This is a genomic window from Microbacterium sp. JB110, assembly GCF_003335195.1.
Lineage (GTDB): Bacteria > Actinomycetota > Actinomycetes > Actinomycetales > Microbacteriaceae > Microbacterium.
The window spans coordinates 234,821-252,897 of sequence record NZ_QPGM01000005.1 but is presented as its reverse complement, the minus strand read 5'-3'; the positions used below and the strand labels follow the sequence as shown (position 1 = coordinate 252,897).

Genomic DNA, 18,077 nt, shown 5'->3' with positions numbered 1-18,077 from the left:
AGCAGTGGTGGATGCGGGGTGCGGGCGGCTCACCGCCCGCACCCCGCACAGCGTCATCGGCAGCTGGCTGCCTGGTACGGCGCCGTGAACTCGTCGCCGCCGGCGGTCACGATGACCTCGCCCGCGTCGATCTCGGCCTGCCGCGTCGAGAACGCCTTCGTCGTGCTCTTCCCTGCTTCGACGGTCACATCGGCGCGCTCGCCGAACGGCGTCGACACCGACAGGTCCGCCGTGTCCGCACCGTTGTTGGTGACGGTGGCGGCCAGGATGTTCTTCCCCGCCACGCAGCGCGTCGCGGTCTCGACGGCGATCGGCGCTGCCGCCGTCACCTCGACGGTCACCGTCACGGTCTCGTCTGCGACTTCCTCATCCGGCTCCATGTCCATCACCGGCATGCCCTCCGCGTCGAAGTGCACGCGGCGCACGAACATGTCGCGACCTGTGAGCCCGTTGTTGTCGGTGCGGACGTGGAAGACGTAGATCAGGTTGCCGTCCTCGTCCTCCGACCACATGCCGTGGCCCGTGCCGAGCTGCCACTCACCGTCGTAGATGCCCGACTTCTGCAGCGGGTAGTTCATCTTCTGCCATGACGCCGGATCGGTCAGATCCGTTCCGCTCGCCTCGGCCGTTGCCAGACCCGTGGTGTACGTGTCACCGACGCTGGAACCGGAGTAGAGCATCAGCAGCTTGCCGTCGCGGGTGTGCACGTTCGGGCCCTCAGCGCACACGTTGTCCCACGCGTACTCCGGTTCGATGATCATCACCGGCTCGCTGGTGATGCGGGTCGGGTCGGCCGGGTCGGCCTTTGCGATCCAGGTGGCGCACACCTGCTGCCATGCGTAGTACGCCTGGCCGTCGGCATCCGTGAAGAACGTCATGTCCAGCGAGATGCCGCTGACCGCGTTCAGGTCGCTGCCGTCGGCGCGCGTGACGTGCACGGGCGTCGACCAGTTGTCCGGGTCCATCGGGTCGAGGTCGTCGCCGTTCGCATCCTGCTCGAGCTGCATGATCGATGCACGACCGGTCATGTAGTCGGGCGAGGAGTTGTAGCAGGGCATGAACAGAATCGACAGCCTGCCGTCGATCTCGTGCAGCTCCGGCGCCCAGAAGCAGCCCGTCATGGTGCCGCCGTGCGCGTCGACGTCGCCGCGGTCGAGCAGGTGCACCTCGGTCGGGTCCGCCGCGTCGGCCAGCCCCGCCAGCGTGTCCGCCGAACGGATCGGCAGGAACGCCGCGCCGCCCTGATGGACGACATCCAGGTTCGGGTCGTTCGTGGCGACCATCAGGTACCGCATCTCCCCGTTGAAGTCGTATTTGTACGCGGAGGGATCGGCACGCTCGTCGGCGAACGGCGTCGGATAGTCGGCACGCTTGACCGTCGCCGTGGCCTCATAGCTGCCTGGCGTGGTGGTGTCGACGCCGCTCAGGTCCCACTCGTTCAGCGGCAGTTCGCGCGTCGACCCGTCGGAGTAGTCGAGCTCGACCGTGCCTGGCAGGTCGCCCTGCGCCAGCTCGCCGTCGGCTGCGACCGACACGTCGTCGAACGCGGCATGGCCCGTGTTCTCGATGCGGCCGAAACGCTGCAGCAGGCCGTCCGCCGTCTGCTGCGGCACGGTCAGCTCGACGCCGGAGGCGAAGTTCCGGATGCCGGTGTCACTCGCGACGGTCGTGCCGGTGACCCGGCCGCTCGCCGATTCTCCCTGCGCGCCCTCATCCACAGCGGCGACGAGGTCGCCGAACGACTGGTGGCGCTGCGCACCGGAATCGGTCGTCCACGAGACGCGGAACACCTCGTCCGCCGAGTCGTAGACCGCGGTCGGGCGGTTCACGCCGCCCGCCTCATCGAGCTGCAGCAGTCCGATCTCGTCGTAGCTGCGCAGGTCGCCCGAGGTGGCGACCAGCACCGAGTCCGCCTGGGTTCCGTCAGGGCCGCCGCCGCGCGCGATCCGCGTCGCGACGACGCCGTAGCCGCCGTCGGGCATGGTGAACAGGGCAGGGTTCTTCAGGCTCCGGATGAGCGAGGAGCTCGGCCCGCCCGCGGGCATCGGCGCGGAGGTCTTCGGGAAGAAGATGCCGTAGTTCTCGTTCAGCGGCGCCCAACCGTCTGTTGCGGGGAGCGCGAGATGCATGCTGTAGGCGACATCGGCGTTGTTCGCCTCCTGCTCGCTGGTCGGCGTGCGGTGATACGCGGCCAGCTGCGCCGCCTCGTCCTGCGGCAGCACCGCGACGGAGAAGGTCTTGGTGACCGTGACATCCGGAGCGCTCTCGCGGGCGATCTCAACGGTCACCGTCGCGTCAGCTGTTTCGTCGCCGGCAAGGCTCAGCGCGCCGTCGGAGAGAACGGCTCCGGTCGCCTCGATCGGCGTCGCGGTGACGCCGGAGGGAGCCTCGGGAAGCGCTGCGCCGTCGGTGATGACGGACGGCACAGCGTACTGCTGGGCCGCCAGCGCGGCGCGCTCCTCGGTGCTGGCGCTCGATGGGAGCACCTGCACCTCGAAGTCGGCGGTGGCCGAGATGCCGCGGATGGTCGTGGCCGCGGTGAGCGTGACCGACACCGGGTCTGCGCCCTGCTCCGGCTGAGTGACGCTGCCGTCTTCGGCGATCACCGACGCGTCGCTGCTCGACCAGCTCACGTCACCGTCGGCGGTCGGCAGTGCGAGGTAGTCGCCGTCGACGGTCTCCGGCAGGTCGCCGATGCCGTCCAGCAGGCCCTGAGCCTGCGACTGGATCTCGTCGTGGTTGAACGCGGCGTCGTCTGCGCTGGCCGCGGCGATCTCGTCGGCACTGAGGGCGCGGTCGTAGACGCGGAACGCCGACACCTCGCCGGCGAACAGCGCGTCGGGCCACGGGGAGCGGCCGATCGTGTTCATCGTCTGGTCTTCGATCGACGATGGTGACAGGTCGGTGGCGGTCTGCCCGGCGAGCTCCCCGTCGACGTAGAACGACAGTGTGCCCGCGTCGCCGTCGAGTGCCGTGGTGAGCGAGTACCAGCGGTCGGCCTGCAGGTTCTCGTCGGCCGGCGCACTGCTCTCGCCGCCGTTGGAGGCGGTGGTGATCGCGGCGCGCGGGGCGTCCCGCACCGATGCGAAGAAGTAGTGCTCGGTGTCGCCCTCCGCGCCGATGTTCCAGAGGAAGTTATAGGCGTCCTTCATCGCCTCGTCGATCTTCACCTCGGTGGTGATGGTCGCCGAGTTCGCCTCGGCGAGCACGTCGTCCGGCAGGCGCACCCAGGTGCCCGCACCGTCCTTGGCGCCGCCGGTGAGCTCGAGCGATGTGCCCGTCCACTGCGCATCGTCTGCGTTCTGCACGGTCGCGGTCTCGCCGCCGCCGGAGTCCGCCACGGTTGCGCCCGTCGTCTGGGTGAACTCGTACTCGACGAGCGGGGCGTCGCCCTCGGCGGCCTGTGCCGCTTGGCCGAATGGCAGCAGCAGTCCCGCCGCAACGGCGCAGCTCGCGCCGAGCGCCACGCGTCTGCGCGCTGCGCCCGCTCGTCGCACGGGGCGCGGTTCCTGCGCTCCGTGACTGTGGGGAGGTCTGTTCGTCATGTCGCACTCCTTCGTGCCCGCATGCGGGGCGTGTGTGGGTGGGGCGGTGCGGCATTCGTCGCCGCACCGCCCCCTGGGGCGTCAGCCGCAGCTGGCGGCGGAGTACGGGGCCGTTGCCTCGCCTCCCGCGGACTCGGCCGTGACCGAGCCGGCGGCGATCTCGGCCGCGCGGGTCGAGAACGACTGGCTCGCGCTCGCTCCGGCGGCGACCGTCACGGCGTCCTTCGAGCCGTGCGGAGTCGACACCGAGACGGTCGTCGCCTCAGCGCCGGTGTTGCTCACCGTGGTGACGAGGATGTTCTTGCCGACCACGCAGCGCGTTGCGGCCTCGATCTCGATGCCCGACTCGCGCTCGGTCACGGTCACGGTCGCCTCCACCGGCTGGCGCGAGTCGTCCTGCGCCACGCCCGCGACGGTGAACGTGCCGGCCTCGGCGTATGCCGATTCGGGAATGTCATCCCAGACGACCTCGGCGTCCTCCGCGTCTCCGCTCGCCTTCACCAGGTGAGCGGCATCCGGAAGCGCCGGTGCCTGCCCCGCCTGTGTGCTGACATCGATCGCGTCGACCGAGACCACAGCGAGCTCCGGAGCGAACGCCTCGAGCACGCCGTGGTACTGCTCGCGCGTCACCGGCACGATCGTGCCGTGGCGCGGCATGCCGCCGTCGGCGTTCTGCGGGAACTGCGACTGGGGCATCTCGTCGCCGATGACCTGCCACGCGCTGCCGTCGGTGATGTCGTTCGTCGCCATCGGCACGTAGTGGTTCGGTCCGCCGTGGTAGTCGGGCTGGTCGGCGAACAGGTAGTAGTCGTACCCGTTCGCGTCTCCCTCGTTCGCCGGGAACAGCGACGGGCCCTCACTTTGGGTGAACGTGCCGTTGTAGCCGTTGTCCTGTCCGACGCCGATCTGCACAGCCTGCTCGACCCATTCATCGCCCGCACCGGTGGTCTCCGGGTAGCTGCCTTCGACCGTGGCGAGCAGGTCGGATGAGCGCTCCTGGCGCAGCGTCATCGAGTTCTCGTCCTTGTACACGCGGTAGTAGTCGCCTTCGTGCTGGGCGACCGTGACGTCGATCGATCCGGCGCCCGACTGGCCGCGACGGTCGACGTCGATCCAGACCTGCGGCTCCGAGAACGTGATGAAGTCGTCCGTTGTGGCGTACATCATCCGGTTGTAGTTCGGCGATGTGCGGTCGGCAGGGTCGGTCGTGTCGTACAGGTTCGACGCCCAGAACATGACGAAGGTCTCGCGCTCGGTGTCCCAGTACGCCTCGGGCGCCCAGGTGTTGCCTGCATAGTCGGTGCTCACCGTGATGTGGCGCTGATCCGACCAGTTCACCAGGTCGTTCGACTCCCACACCTCGACGGCGAGGGAACCGTGCGTCTGCGCGCCGGTGAAACCGCCGTCGCGCCCATCGATCTTCAGATCGGTGGCGATCATGTAGAAGGTGTCGCCGTCCGGCGAGCGCAGGATGAACGGGTCGCGCAGTCCTTCCTCGCCCAGGTGCGAGGTGAACAGCGGCTCGCCCTCGTTCAGGGTGTTCCAGTCGAGCGCGTCGTCGCCCTTCGAGGCCGCGAGGCTGATCTCCTCGCCGCCGACGCCTTCGCCGGTGAAGAAGGCCCAGACGTACGCCTCATCCTCGCCGTGATCGGCGGGCATCGGCTGCACCGAGACCGCGAACTCGCGGGTGAGTGCCGTCTCGCCTGCTGTGACGGTCGCGACGAGCTCGATCGCCGCGGCGTCGCCGCCCGCGGCGGGACGCTGCACGTCCGCAGAGACGCTGGAGTCGTTCACACCCTCGGTGATCGTTGCGTACTCACCGCCGGAGACGATCTCCCAGGAGATGTCGGAGCCGTGGGAGCCGACCGTCGGCAGCGAGAAGGTGCCCCGCATGTCGTCGGCGTTCTCGATCGCGAGGGCGTCGGTGTCGCGCTGTGCCTTCTCGTCGTCGGTCACCTCGTTCACCGTCACGGTGACCTCGGCCGTCAGTGTCGGGTCGCCGTCAGCGACCGCCGTGATCGTGGTCGTGCCGCCGCTGACGGCGCTGACGGTGCCGGAGGCCGAGACGGTGGCGACCTGCGCGTCGGCGCTGGACCACGTCACGGTGCTCTCGGCACCCTTGGGCGCGACGTTCGCGGTGAGCTGCGTCTGCTCGCCCTGCCAGAGTTCGACGGCACCGCTGGCGACGTCGTCGCCTGAGACGGTGACCGACTCCGGTGCCGGCAGCCCGAGCTGGGTCGAGGAGAGCGCCTCGGAGTAGATCGTGACGTTGTCGAGCAGTCCGGCGAAGTACTCGCCGCCTTCCCAGTTCGCCTTGCCGAGCTGCAGGATGCCGGTGTCGCCGACGATCTCGGTCAGCGCGGGGCCTGCCGTGTTCGCGTCGACGAGCTGCTGGTCGACGTACAGCTTGGCGCTGTCCCCGTCGAGCACGAGATCGACGTGCTTCCACTCGCCGGTGAGGCCTGTGGCCGCGAGGTTGCCGGTCGAATCGCGCGCGCCCGAGTTGTTGTAGCGCTCGACGGTGATGCCGTCGGCCTCATCGATGAGGCCGACATAGCGCTCCTGCTGATAGGTCGGCGGGTCAGCGGAGGCGGCGGCGTACACGGTCCAGCCGGTGTTCCCGGATGCCGCAGGCAGCGAGTCGTAGGAGATGGTCGCCTGGTCGAGGCCGGCCAGGAGCGAGGCGCCGTCTTCGCCGGTGACGTCGAGCCAGAAGTCAGACCCGATCTCGGCGGCTGTCCCCTGTCCTTCCTGCCCCGGGACCAGCGACGCAGTGCCGTTCACTGCGGCGGTGGCGCCTCCCGACGTGAACGCGCCGTCTGCGGGCGCCTCGTCGAAGGTGAACTGCGCGATCGGATCGGGGAGGTCCTCCGCGGCCGCGGCCGGTGCGGCGGCGATCGGCGCGAGGGCGGCCGCGAGCAGCGCGCCTCCCGTGGTCGCACCGACGGCTCTGAGCGAGCGTCTTGAACGTATCGACATTGTCCTCATCGACTTTCTTTCTCGGGTGTGACCGCGCGCCGTCGGCACGCGGCATGGGGGAAGTCCGTGCGCACCGACCCGTGTCAGCGCGCGGTGCGGCGGCGGAAGACGTACACGCCGACGGCGCAGGCGGCGATCCCGGCCGCACCCAGCGCGATCGTCAGCGAGACGTCGAGCCCCGTAGCGGGGAGGTCGTCGCCGGAGTCGTCCGCATCCGTGGACGCATCGTCGGTCGTGTGTGTACCGGTGTCGGCGTCCGTCGCGGTGTCGTCGCCGACATCCGGATCGGTTCCGCCATCGGTTCCCGGTTCCGTCTGACCATCCGTGCCAGGGCCGGGGCCGCCGTCGTCGAGTTCGGTGATGTTCACGTGCACGCTGACGCCGTCTGCGTCGTCGCCCGGTTCGGTGACGGCGACTGCGGCGCCCGGTGCGGAGGCGAGTGCCGCGATCGCCAGTGCGGCGAGCATCGCGAGCGTGTTCCGCCGGTGCACCCGCATCGGTGCGGGAGCATCGCCGGAGCTCGCCGTGCGTCTGCCCTCCTCGCGCGCCTGCTGCAGCAGCTGCTCGATGCGGCGCCTGCCGCGGCGGCGGTTCCAGGTCAGCGCGGCGATGATGAGCGCAAGTGCCAGCAGCACGAGCAGCTGCGGCCACGGCATCGCCATGACACCGAGGTCCACGGCGACCGCATCCGCCTCAGGCGTCGTGCCGTCCATGGCCTCCGCCGTGGGGGTGACGACGAGCTCGCCCGGTGCATAGAAGGTGGGCCATGTGCCGTCGATGGCGACCGTGACCTCGCGGGTGTCGCCAGGCAGCAGGTCGCCGATGGGGTCGCCGTCGGCGGGGAATGCGGTCTCGCCCGTGCCGGCCGAGGCGATTCCCGCCGCGGTCAGCCTGGTGTTGCCGGCGTTGGTGAGTTCGAAGGTGGCCGTGACCTCGCCGGGGCTCAGCGGGTTCCACGTGCCGTGATAGGTCGCATCGACGTTCGTGACCTCGAGTGCGGGGGCGAGCTCCCCCTTCACGCGGGTGATCACCTTCACGCCGACGCGGCTCTCCACGCCCAGGCTGGTGCCGTCGCCGGATGACTGGGTCGTGATCACGGATGCCGCCACTCCCGCGGGGTGATCTCCGGGCTCTGCCTGTTCCGGCACCGTGATGGTGAACGGCACGACGGCGCTGTCGCCGCCGGCGATCGTCACCTCGTCGGTGATCTCGACCCAGGTGCCGGCATCGACCGATTCCTTGTCGGAGGCGAGCATGTCGAACCGGCCGCTGCGGGTCGTGAAGCCGTCGGCCGCCGACAGGCTGAAGGTGGCTTCCTCGCCGCCGAGGTTCTGCACCGAGATGAACTCGGTCACGCTCTCCCCCGCGTCGAGCGCGTGCTGGATGGAGAAGCGGTCGTCCGACCCCGACTCGTCGGCGGGGGTCACGGCCCATCGCACGTCAGGGGCATCCGGGGCCTCGGCCGCCGAAGCGGCGGTCGGAGCGGCGACGGCGGCCACCAGTCCCAGCGCGGCCGCGAGTGCGGCGAGGCGCTGGCGCGTCATGACGTTGCGGAGCACAGTTCTCCCAGGCGAAGGAATCGGATGCGTCAGAGGGTCGGGGAGCCGGTCGGGAGCGCGAGGCCCCCGACCGGTCCACTCGTGGTTCAGTACGTGTCTTCGAACAGCGACAGCGTCACCGTCGAGGTGTACGAGCCGGCCTCGACGTCGTTCGGGGTCTTCAGCGTGAGGTCGGCGTTCGCCGTCCACTCGCCGTTCGCCGCGGTCGCCTCAGACGAGTCCAGCGCCATCTGCAGCAGCTCCTCGCCGGAGAGACCGACGTTGTTCGGGGTGCTCGGATTGGTGCTCTCGTCGAGCGAGGTCGGCACCTCGTCACCCGGCGACACCTCGCCGTTGCCCTCGGTCACCAGCGCAGGGGTCCAGCCGAGGTGGTCCGGTGTGATGGGCGCCTGGCCATCCGCACCGACGAAGTCGCTGGCCTGACCGGTGACGTACCAGAACACCCCATCCGGCACCTCGGCGCGAGTGTCGGCCACTGTGACGTCGGGCAGCGCTCCCGTGAACTCGCGGTAGTCGGCCGAGGCTCCCTCGACCTCGGTGAGCGTCTCGCTCTCGGCGGCGACGCTGAGCGAGAGCGCGCCGGCCGCCTGCTCCTCGATCGTGACGTTGACGTCGACGCCGTCGGCGCCGACCTCCTCGGCGATGGCCGCGCCGCCCACGCCGACGAGCACAAGGCCGCCCACGACGCCTGCAGCAGTGCGAGCGATGTGAGACCGGTTCATCCGGATCATCGTTTTCTCCATTCCTCGGCGTCGCCGCCGATTCCTTCGGCGACGAGCAGCCGCCGCTGTGTGACCGGCCGGCGACTGCGCGCCGCCGCACCGGATGTTCGAGTGTCGAATCGACTCCGGATCAAGGCAGAGGGCAGCCGCTCACGCGGGGTGCGCTGGTGCGCTCTGGGAAGCATGTGGGGCGCCCTTGCCTTGTGTCGTCCGTCGTCGGGTCGACGTCTTCACCTCGGAACACTAGCGTGTTATGTTACCGGGAACAAGCACGATTTTCCGGCGGTGTCGCAGCGTCACCGCCGCGGCCTCACCGTGCCGCAACGGCCCTATCGCACGTCCCGCGTGCGGCAGGGCTGACGCCACCAGCAAAGGAGCTGTTGTGTTCAGAAGCACCACGTCCGGTCCCCTCGGTCGCTCGAACCGGAAGCGGCTGTTGGCATCCGGAATCACGCTCGCCGCCGCCGCACTCGTTGTCGGATCACTCCCCTCGGGAGCGACCGCCGCGGAACCGGATCAGGGCCTCATCGCGTCGTACGACTTCGCGCAGACGAGCGGCTCGACCGTGCCGAACTCCGCCCAGGGAGGTGCGGGGCCCGCCGAGGTCGTCGGCGGGAGCCATTGGACGGGCGACTCGCTGGAGCTCACAGGCGGCGCCAAGACAGACCAGAGCGCCAACTGGGTGCGACTGCCTGACGACCTGCTCGCGGGTGCCGGATCCGCCACTGTCACGATCGAGACGAAGCTCGACGCCTCGATGCGCAGCGACTACAACTTCCTCTGGAGCATCGGGAGCGACTCCCCCGAGCAGTCCTGGTTCGCCTCGACGCGCGACGCACCGCGCTCGGCGATCACGACATCCGGCAGCGGCGGGGAGTCGAACGCGCGCGCATCCGATCCACTGGCCGCCGACCGCTGGTACAGCCTCACCTCGGTGATCGATGCGGAGGCGGGAACGCTGTCGTTCTACGTCGACGGGCAGCGCGTGGGCGAGACGGACACCGCCCTGACTCCCGGTGACATCGCCGATCAGAGCATGAACACGATCGGCCGATCGCCGTACCCCGACCCGCTCTACGCGGGAGAGGTGGCGACCTTCCGCGTGTACGACCGTGCCCTGGACGCAGACGAGGTCGCCGCCGTGTCGGAGACCGACGCCGCACTGCATGCCGATGAGCTCCTCGCCGCCGCGCAGAGCGTCGCCGACGGTGTGGGCGACGTCACATTCACCGAGGCCGTGAGGCAGCTGCCTGACTACGACGGCGCCGTGGCGTGGTCGTCGTCCGACTCGGCGATCACCGTGGCAGGTGACGGCCGCACCGCGACGGCTGCCCAGCCGGAGGCGGGCGAGGAGCCGGTGGAGGCGACGCTGACGGCCACGGCGACCGTGCGGGGCCATGCGGTCTCGCGCGAGGTGCCTGTGACGATCCGGCCGGCCGTCGGTGCGGACACGCCGTTCGGCTACATGATGGTGCACTTCATCGAGGACAGCGACGGGTACGCCGAGAAGATCTACCTCGACGTCTCCCGCGGCGACGATCCGGAGCAGTGGGATCCGCTGAACGGAGGCGAACCGATCCTCGCCTCCGACCTCGGCACGACGGGCGTGCGCGACCCGTACCTGACGTACAGCCCCGAGACTGAGACCTACTACATCATCGCGACCGATCTGCGGGTGTTCGGCGGCGACTCCGGCACCAGCGCATGCGGTGACTGGTGCCACTGGTCGAGCAACGGCAGCACCAAGCTGAACGTGTGGGAGTCGAAGGATCTCGTCACCTGGAGCGATCTGCGCCAGTTCGATGTGGCGACCACCGCCGACGGCGTGACCCACGCCGAGCTCGGTATGGCGTGGGCGCCGGAGGCGACCTGGGTTCCCGACTATCACGGAGCAGGCGACGGCGCGTTCGTCGTGTACTGGTCGTCGAACCTGTACGACGACGCCGAGCACACCGGCAGCACCTACAGCCGCGTGATGTGGGGCGCGACGACGGACTTCACGCAGGAGACGTACGAGTTCGGCGGCACGCTGGTCGATCAGGGTGCCGACGCGATCGACACCACGATCATCCAGAACGAGGGCACCACCTACCGCATCACGAAGGACAACGGCCTCGGCAACGGCATCTACATGGAGTCGACCACGGCCGGCGACTGGTGGGCCGATGGCACCCACTGGTCGCTGCTGCAGACCGAGATCGGCGCGAGCTGGGCGGGCGACGACCCCGGCGGCGTCGAGGGGCCCGCTGTGTTCAAACGGCACGACGACGACCACTGGTACCTCTACGTCGACGTGATCCCGACCACCGGGTACCGCCCGATGCAGACGAACGACCTGGACGCCGGCTGGACGGAGCTGCACAGCGACGAGTTCTGGATGGCGCCCAGCACGAAGCACGGCGGCGTGGTCTCGCTGACGAAGGGGCAGTACGATCACGTGCGGTCCTCCGACGCCGTCGAGGCGCCGCGGACCGATCTCGGTTCCGTCGAGATCGCCTCGTCTGCTCCGGATGAGGACGTGCGCGCCGCGCTGCCGGCCACGGCGGGCGTGACGCTGGCCTACGGCTACGGCGGCGCCGAGCTGCCCGTCGACTGGGATCTGACGCAGCTCGACACGTCCGCGCCGGGAACGCACGAGGTGACGGGAACTGTGCGTTCCATCGGCGCGAACCTGAACGACTGGGTCGGCGAGGGAGGCGCGACCGAATGGGATGCGCCGAACCGCGAGCTGTTCAGCACGACCGCGCTGGAGGTGACCGCCGAGGTCGTGGTGGCCGCGGCCCCGGCGTCGCTGCGTGCGACGGCGACGACGCGCTGCGTCGCGGGCAGCGTGGTGCTGGTTGCGAGTGTGACGAACGACGGCGCCGAGGCTGTGGATGCTGAGGTGTCCACACCGTACGGCGAGCGCGAGGTCGCGGTCGCCGCTGGGGAGACGCAGTCGTCGGCGTTCTCGGCGCGGAACGGTTCGATCCCCGCAGGCGAGGCCACCGCCACCGCGGGCGACGCGGCGGTCACCGCACCCTACGACGCGGCCGACTGCTCGTAGCCGTGCGCGCATAACGGCACAGATCGCGCGCTCGCGAACACGGATTCCGGGAGATCCTGTTGGCGAGCGCGCATTCTGTTGCTGTGCGCGCAGGTGCCAGGCTGCCGACAGCGGGCGCCGTACGGCTATCGACAGCCGATGGCCGCGCCGGCGCCGAAGGCCGTCGGGTCCTGATGCGCGACCGGAATCCCGTAATCTGCATGGACAGCCCCACGCCCGGAAGACGGCCCGTGGACACTGGATCGCTGAGGGAGCCGAGCGAATGCACGACGCCGACGAGCTCGCCGCGCTGCGTGCCCGCGCATACGGCAGGCATGCCGACATCTTCGATGACACCGCAGCGCTGCATCGGCTGAGAGAGCTGGAGGAGCAAGCGGCCGGGGTGCGCGAAGGCGGGGCCGGGCACGGTGCCGGAACGGCGTTGAGCTCGGGCTCCCGGACCAGCGACGCGCATGACAGCGCCGCAGACGATGTCACGGGAAGAAGCGACCGTCCGGATGCCCTCCTGTCGGTGGCCGCAGACGGCTCCGCCGGTTTCGCGACGACGGCCGCCGGACCTGCCGATGCCGAGCGCACGCGTGCCCCGGATGAGACCGAGACCGGGAGCCGGATCCGCATTCGCGGCGAGGCATCGGACGCGCGCCCCGAGAACATCGCAGCCGGTCCGGCGGATCACGCCGTGGAACCTGCTGATGACGCACAGGCGGAGCCCCGCCCCTTCACGCGCAGACTTGCGGCGCTCTGGGCCGCTTCCGTCGTGGTCGCAAGCGTCATCACGGGAATCGTCGTCGCGACGATCGTCGACTACGACCCGACCGTCGTCGCCACCCTGCACGAGGCGCCGCACCTCGACTTTCCCGAGAACTTCGAGAACGCACCGCTCGGCGATCCGGCCGACGCGGTGCGGTTCGAGGACTACCTCGGGCTGACGCTCGTCGGGTTCGAGATGAACGCCGGAGCCACCGGCGGGTCGGCGGAGTCGAACGACGCAGTTCCGACACCGAGGTGCATCACGATATTCGGCGGCGACGGATCCGATTCTCTCGGCGCCAGCGGCTTCACAACCGGCGGTTGCTCCGACGGCGTCTTCGACCCGATCGCCGAAGTCACCGTCTCGGCCGACTTCCCGGAGGAGCTGCAGTCCGTGCACGAGATCGGCACGACTCTCCGGTTCGCTCAGGACGGCGACCGCGTCGTCGTCCGCGCCGGCTCCCCCGATTGAGGCCACCACCTGCGCCAACCGCGAGTGCCTACGTTCTTCGCGAGTGCCTATGAAACAGCGTAGGCACTCGCGAGAATCGTAGGCACTCGCGTCACACGCGCGCCCGCGGGCCGCCCGAGCGCGTCAGATCGCGGTGATCCGCCAGGAGGCGGCGTGGGCGTCGCCCGGCTCCAGTGCGACCAGGTCGGTGCCGGAGTTGAAGGCGTCGGGCGGGCAGGTCATCGGTTCGACGGCGAGGCCGATGCGGTGTGTGGCCTCGGCATCCGGGGTGTCCGCCGTGTGCACCTGCACCCACGGGCAGCGCTCGTCCCAGGTCATCACGACGCCGGTGCCGCCCGGTGCCTCGAGGCGCACCTCGGCGATGCGGTCCGAGCGGTCCAACCCGGTGAATGCGTGGTCGATGAACACGTCGTCGATCGCACGCGGCGCACGGAAGTCCCACTCCGGGTGCGAGGAGACCGGCTCCACCACGACCGGACTGAGGCGATCCGGTGTCACGGTGAGCACCTGACCGGCCGGAAGCGTCAGCGTCCAGTCGTCGACGCGGCCGTCGCCTGCCACGAGATACGGATGCGGTCCTGTGCCCCACGGCGCGGTGTCCGCGCCGACGTTGCGCGCCGTCACCGTCTGCCGCAGACCGTCGGGCCCGACGCGGTACTCGACCGTCACCTCGACGCGGAACGGATAGCCCGCCTGGGGCTCGATGATCGCGGCGAGCTCGACCCGGTCCGAATCTGCGAAGCGCTCGCTGAAATCCGCCCAGCACAGCAGCCCGTGCAGCGCCTGGCCTCGCTCCGGCTCTGTCAGCGCCAGCTGGTGCCGCTGCCCGCCGAAATCGTATGCGCCGTCGACGACGCGGTTCGGCCACGGCGCGAGCGTCGTGCCGCGGTAGCCTGGACGCACTTCGTCCGCCTCGAACGGCACGACCAGGTCGCGACCCTCGTAGCGCAGCTGCCGCAGCGACGCACCGACGCTCGCGATGACGGCCTCGTACCCGGCCAGGGAGATCCGGATCTGGCGACCTGAGCGGGGCGTCATCACAGACCCTGGGCCAGGCGGTAGTACGCCTGGTTCCAGCGCACCTGCTTCTGGAATTCGGTGATGTTCGTGGACTCGTCGATCGCGAGCAGCTCGATCTCGGCCATCTCGGCGAAGTCGCGGAACGCCTCCAGGCCCACGGCCGTCGACATCACGGTGTGGTGGGCGGCGCCCGTGGTGAGCCACGCGGCGGCCGAGGTGTTGAAGTCGGGAGCGGGCTTCCAGACGGCACGGCCGACCGGCAGGTTCGGCAGCGCGGCGCGCGGCTCGACGTTCTCGACCACGTTGGCGGTGAGCCGGAAGCGGTCGCGCATGTCGCTCATCGCGACGACGACGGCGGGGCCGGGGTCGGCGGTGAAGACCAGGCGCACCGGGTCGTCCTTGCCGCCGATGCCGAGCGGGTGGACCTCGAGGGTCGGCTTCTGCGTCGTCAGCGACGGCGAGACCTCGAGCATGTGCGCGCCGAGGATCAGCTCGTCGCCCGGCGTCATGTCGTAGGTGTAGTCCTCCATCAGGCTCGCACCGCCCGGCAGGCCCGCGCCCATCACGTTCGCGATGCGCACCAGGATCGCGGTCTTCCAGTCGCCCTCTGCACCGAAGCCGTAGCCCTCTGCCATCAGTCGCTGCACCGCGAGGCCCGGCAGCTGCTTCAGCGCGCCGAGGTCCTCGAAGCTGGTGGTGAAGGCGCCGAAGCCGCCCTCCTCGAGGAACGAGCGCAGCCCGATCTCGATGGCTGCGCCGTCGCGCAGGGACTGGTGACGCTCACCGCCGCGCCTCAGCTCCGGCGCGATCTCGTAGAGCTCTTCGTACTCGTCGATCAGCGCATCCACCTCGGCGTCGCTCGCCGCGGCAACCGCCTCGGCGAGCTCGTTCACGCCCCAGGTGTTCACCTGCACGCCGAGGCGCAGCTCCGCCTCGGTCTTGTCGCCCTCCGTCACGGCGACGAAGCGCATGTTGTCGCCGAAGCGCGCCAGCTTCAGGCTGCGCGAGGCCGCAAGACCGGCCGCGGCGCGCTGCCAGGTGCCGAGCTCGCGCTGCACGCGCGGGTCGCCGGCATGGCCGACGATCGTCTTGCGCGGCACCCCGAGGCGCGTCTGGATGTAGCCGAACTCCCGGTCGCCGTGCGCCGCCTGGTTCAGGTTCATGAAGTCGAAGTCGATGTCGGCCCACGGCAGTTCCACGTTCGCCTGGGTGTGCAGGTGCGCGAGCGGCTTGCGCAGCGCGTCGAGGCCGGCGATCCACATCTTGGCTGGGCTGAAGGTGTGCATCCATGCCATCACGCCGATCACGCGGTCGTCGGCGTTGGCCTCCAGTGCGATCCGCTTGATCGCGTCGGAATCGGTCAGCACCGGCTTCCAGACCAGCTTCACCGCGACATCCGGCGCATCGCTCAGCTGAGCTGCGATCTGCTGCGACTGCTCGGCGACCTGAGCAAGCGTCTCCGGACCGTACAGGTGCTGGCTTCCGGTGAGGAACCAGACCTCGTACTCGTCGAGCGTCGTGGACAGCGGGGTACGAGTCATGCGTCTTCCGTTCGGTTCATTGCCTGCGGTGCCACGGCCTCGATGGCCAGGCCCGCGCGATAGCGGTTGAGGTAGGTGGTGAACCCGGCGACGTCCGCCGGATCCGGATCGATCACACGGAGTTCCGCGGAGGCGAACACGTCGTCGTCCAGGTACTTCTCGAGCGGCGCCCTGTCAGCGTGCGCGAGGTAGGAGCCGAGCACGGCGATCCCCCACGCGCCGCCCTCCGCGGCGAGTTCCCCCACCGCCACCGGGGCACCGAGTGCACCGGCGAGGAAGCGCTGCGCGACGCCGGCCGTGCGGAACAGACCGCCGTGGGCGAACATCCGCTCGAGCGTCACGCCCTCGTCAGCGAGAACCTGCATACCGATCGCGAGCGTGCCGAACACGCCGTAGATCTGCGAGCGCATGACGTTGGCGAGCGACAGGTCGCTGCCGGATGTGCGCACGAACAGCGGCACGCCCTCGGTGAGACCGGCAACCGGCTCTCCGGCGAGATGGTTGTAGGCGAGGAGGCCACCGGCATCCGGCTCTCCGGCGAGCGCCTCGCGGAACAGCACCTCGAACACGGCGTCGTCGTCGAGCTGCCGGCCTGATGCCTCGGCGAAGCGCGAGAACAGGCCGGCCCATGCGCCCAGCTCGCTGGCGCCGTTGTTGCAGTGCACCATCGCGACGGCGTCGCCTGCGGGAGTGGTGACCAGGTCGAGCTCGTGATGCACGCTCTCGAGCGCCTTCTCGAGAACCACCATCGCGAAGATGCTCGTGCCGGCCGAGACGTTGCCCGTGCGGGGTGCGACGGAGTTCGTCGCCACCATGCCGGTGCCCGCGTCGCCCTCAGGCGGGCACAGCGGGATGCCGGCGCGCAGTGCGCCAGACGGGTCGAGCAGCGCTGCGCCCTCGTCGGTCAGTGCGCCTGCTTCGGCGCCCGCAGCGAGCACTTCCGGCAGCAGCGATGTGACGGGCGCCGGCAGGGCTTCTCCGGCGCGAGCGTCGTAGGCATCGATCATCCGGGCATCGAAGTCGCACGTGACGGAGTCGATGGGGAACATTCCGGATGCGTCGCCGACGCCGAGCACGCGCCGGCCGGTCAGGCGCGAGTGCACGTAGCCGGCGAGCGTGGTGACGAAGTCGAGGTTCGGCACATGCTCCTCGGCGTCGAGCACGGCCTGATGCAGGTGCGCGATCGACCAGCGCAGCGGGATGTTCACGCCGAACAGCTCGGTCAGCTCGGTCGCCGCATCGCCCGTGTTGGTGTTGCGCCAGGTGCGGAACGGGGTGAGCAGCTCCCCCGCTGCGTCGAAGGCGAGGTAGCCGTGCATCATCGCGGAGACGCCGATCGCCCCGAATGTGTCCGGCCGCACGCCGTGGCGCGTCTCCGCGTCGGCGACCAGGTCGGCGTACGCGGCCTGCAGCCCTGACCACACGTCGTCGAGCGAGTACGTCCACAGCCCGTTCTCGAGCCGGTTCTCCCATGCATGGCCGCCTGTGGCGAGCACCTCTGTGGCGTCCGAGCCGATCAGGCACGCCTTGATGCGCGTCGAGCCGAGCTCGATGCCGAGACTGGTGCGGCCGGCGAGGATATCCTGCGCGCCGGTCATCGACGAGCGTCCGTGCTCTGTCCGTACACGTTCTGGTAGCGGTTGTAGAGGCTGTCGATCGACTCCTGCGGAATCGGCACCAGCTCGCCCGCCTCTCGGGCGTAGTGCACGGTGCGGGCGACGTCCTCGACCATCACGGCCGCCTTCACGGCGTCCTTGGCGTTCACACCGATGGTGAACGGGCCGTGGTTCTGCATCAGCACGGCACGCGAGCGGTGGCCGCGCAGCGTCTCGACCACGCCGCGGCCGATCGAGTCGTCGCCGATGATCGCGAACGGGCCGACGGGGATCGGGCCGCCGAACTCGTCGGCCATGGCCGTGATGACGCACGGGATCTCCTCGGCGCGCGCAGCCCACGCGACGGCGAACGTGGAGTGGGTGTGCACCACACCTCCCACATCCGGCATGTTCCGGTACACGTAGGCGTGCGCCGCAGTATCGCTGGAGGGCGCGCGCTCGCTGCCTGGCGCACCGGGGATCGCATTGCCGTCGAGGTCGCAGAGGATCATGTTCTCCGGCGCCAGGTCGTCGTAGCTGATACCACTGGGCTTGATGACGAACAGGTCGGCGCCCGGCACACGGCCCGAGACGTTCCCACCGGTCCAGACGACGAGACCGTAGCGCACGAGCTCGGCATGCAGCGCCGCCACGTCGGCGCGGACGGCACGAATGGCCTCTTCGATCTCTGGGGCAAAGGTGGGGGCGGCGTCGCTCACGTAAAACCTCACTGCTGTGTGTCCGGACCTTGTGACCGGTAACAAAATGCTACGAGGGGCCTTCGACCTCGTCAAGGCGAGCGGAGCCCGCGTGGCCCCAGCCTACCCAGCACCCGCTGTCCGCTCCAG

The 18,077-nt window shown here is 69.7% G+C and carries 10 protein-coding genes; 2 read left to right on the top strand and 8 right to left on the bottom strand.

What is annotated here, in order from left to right:
• Positions 1-53: 53 nt before the first annotated feature.
• The 4 genes from CIK77_RS10975 to CIK77_RS10960 all read right to left on the bottom strand — a co-directional run bounded on the left by CIK77_RS10975 (position 54) and on the right by CIK77_RS10960 (position 8,805).
• A complete protein-coding gene (locus tag CIK77_RS10975; RefSeq protein WP_087054001.1) occupies positions 54-3,545 on the bottom strand; it encodes a family 43 glycosylhydrolase in 3,492 nt (1,163 codons plus the stop codon).
• A gap of 81 nt (positions 3,546-3,626) precedes the next feature.
• On the bottom strand, positions 3,627-6,524 hold the full coding sequence (locus tag CIK77_RS10970) for a LamG-like jellyroll fold domain-containing protein (protein ID WP_170934047.1): 2,898 nt from the start codon (positions 6,522-6,524) through the stop codon (positions 3,627-3,629).
• Positions 6,525-6,607: 83 nt separating this feature from the next.
• Positions 6,608-8,083: a hypothetical protein gene (locus CIK77_RS10965; protein ID WP_087054003.1), complete on the bottom strand. Its 1,476-nt coding sequence runs from the start codon at positions 8,081-8,083 to the stop codon at positions 6,608-6,610.
• A gap of 86 nt (positions 8,084-8,169) precedes the next feature.
• On the bottom strand, positions 8,170-8,805 hold the full coding sequence (locus CIK77_RS10960; protein WP_212647438.1) for a hypothetical protein: 636 nt from the start codon (positions 8,803-8,805) through the stop codon (positions 8,170-8,172).
• Between the two features lie 382 nt (positions 8,806-9,187).
• Here CIK77_RS10960 and CIK77_RS10955 point away from each other — a divergent pair, with 382 nt between their 5' ends.
• Both CIK77_RS10955 and CIK77_RS10950 read left to right on the top strand, forming a co-directional pair.
• Positions 9,188-11,851, top strand: a complete 2,664-nt coding sequence (locus CIK77_RS10955; RefSeq protein WP_170934048.1) for a LamG-like jellyroll fold domain-containing protein — start codon at positions 9,188-9,190, stop codon at positions 11,849-11,851.
• A 262-nt stretch (positions 11,852-12,113) separates the two neighbouring features.
• The gene (locus CIK77_RS10950; protein WP_087054005.1) at positions 12,114-13,073 is read left to right on the top strand and encodes a hypothetical protein; all 960 of its coding nucleotides are present in this window, start codon (positions 12,114-12,116) and stop codon (positions 13,071-13,073) included.
• A gap of 123 nt (positions 13,074-13,196) precedes the next feature.
• Here the strand turns inward: CIK77_RS10950 and CIK77_RS10945 are convergent, their stop codons facing one another.
• From CIK77_RS10945 to CIK77_RS10930, 4 genes are read right to left on the bottom strand one after another with little or no spacing between them, the layout of a single operon-like run.
• Entirely contained in the window at positions 13,197-14,111 is a 915-nt protein-coding gene (locus CIK77_RS10945; protein ID WP_087054006.1) for an aldose 1-epimerase family protein, read from the bottom strand.
• Entirely contained in the window at positions 14,111-15,634 is a 1,524-nt protein-coding gene (araA, locus tag CIK77_RS10940; RefSeq protein ID WP_087054007.1) for an L-arabinose isomerase, read from the bottom strand. The genes CIK77_RS10945 and araA overlap by 1 nt, the downstream gene beginning before the upstream one ends.
• Positions 15,631-17,232: a xylulokinase gene (locus tag CIK77_RS10935; protein WP_087054008.1), complete on the bottom strand. Its 1,602-nt coding sequence runs from the start codon at positions 17,230-17,232 to the stop codon at positions 15,631-15,633. The genes araA and CIK77_RS10935 overlap by 4 nt, the downstream gene beginning before the upstream one ends.
• Positions 17,229-17,948 carry an L-ribulose-5-phosphate 4-epimerase gene (locus CIK77_RS10930; RefSeq protein ID WP_087054009.1) on the bottom strand — a complete coding sequence of 240 codons (720 nt, stop codon included), beginning with the start codon at positions 17,946-17,948 and terminating at the stop codon, positions 17,229-17,231. The genes CIK77_RS10935 and CIK77_RS10930 overlap by 4 nt, the downstream gene beginning before the upstream one ends.
• Positions 17,949-18,077: the final 129 nt, after the last annotated feature.

Bases quoted from the DNA above. Each gene is read 5' to 3' on its own strand.
- araA (WP_087054007.1), bottom strand. From the start codon at position 15,634: ATGACTCGTACCCCGCTGTCCACGACGCTCGACGAGTACGAGGTCTGG.
- CIK77_RS10945 (WP_087054006.1), bottom strand. From the start codon at position 14,111: ATGACGCCCCGCTCAGGTCGCCAGATCCGGATCTCCCTGGCCGGGTAC.
- CIK77_RS10975 (WP_087054001.1), bottom strand. From the start codon at position 3,545: ATGACGAACAGACCTCCCCACAGTCACGGAGCGCAGGAACCGCGCCCC.
- CIK77_RS10935 (WP_087054008.1), bottom strand. From the start codon at position 17,232: ATGACCGGCGCGCAGGATATCCTCGCCGGCCGCACCAGTCTCGGCATC.
- CIK77_RS10950 (WP_087054005.1), top strand. From the start codon at position 12,114: ATGCACGACGCCGACGAGCTCGCCGCGCTGCGTGCCCGCGCATACGGC.
- CIK77_RS10960 (WP_212647438.1), bottom strand. From the start codon at position 8,805: ATGAACCGGTCTCACATCGCTCGCACTGCTGCAGGCGTCGTGGGCGGC.
- CIK77_RS10970 (WP_170934047.1), bottom strand. From the start codon at position 6,524: ATGTCGATACGTTCAAGACGCTCGCTCAGAGCCGTCGGTGCGACCACG.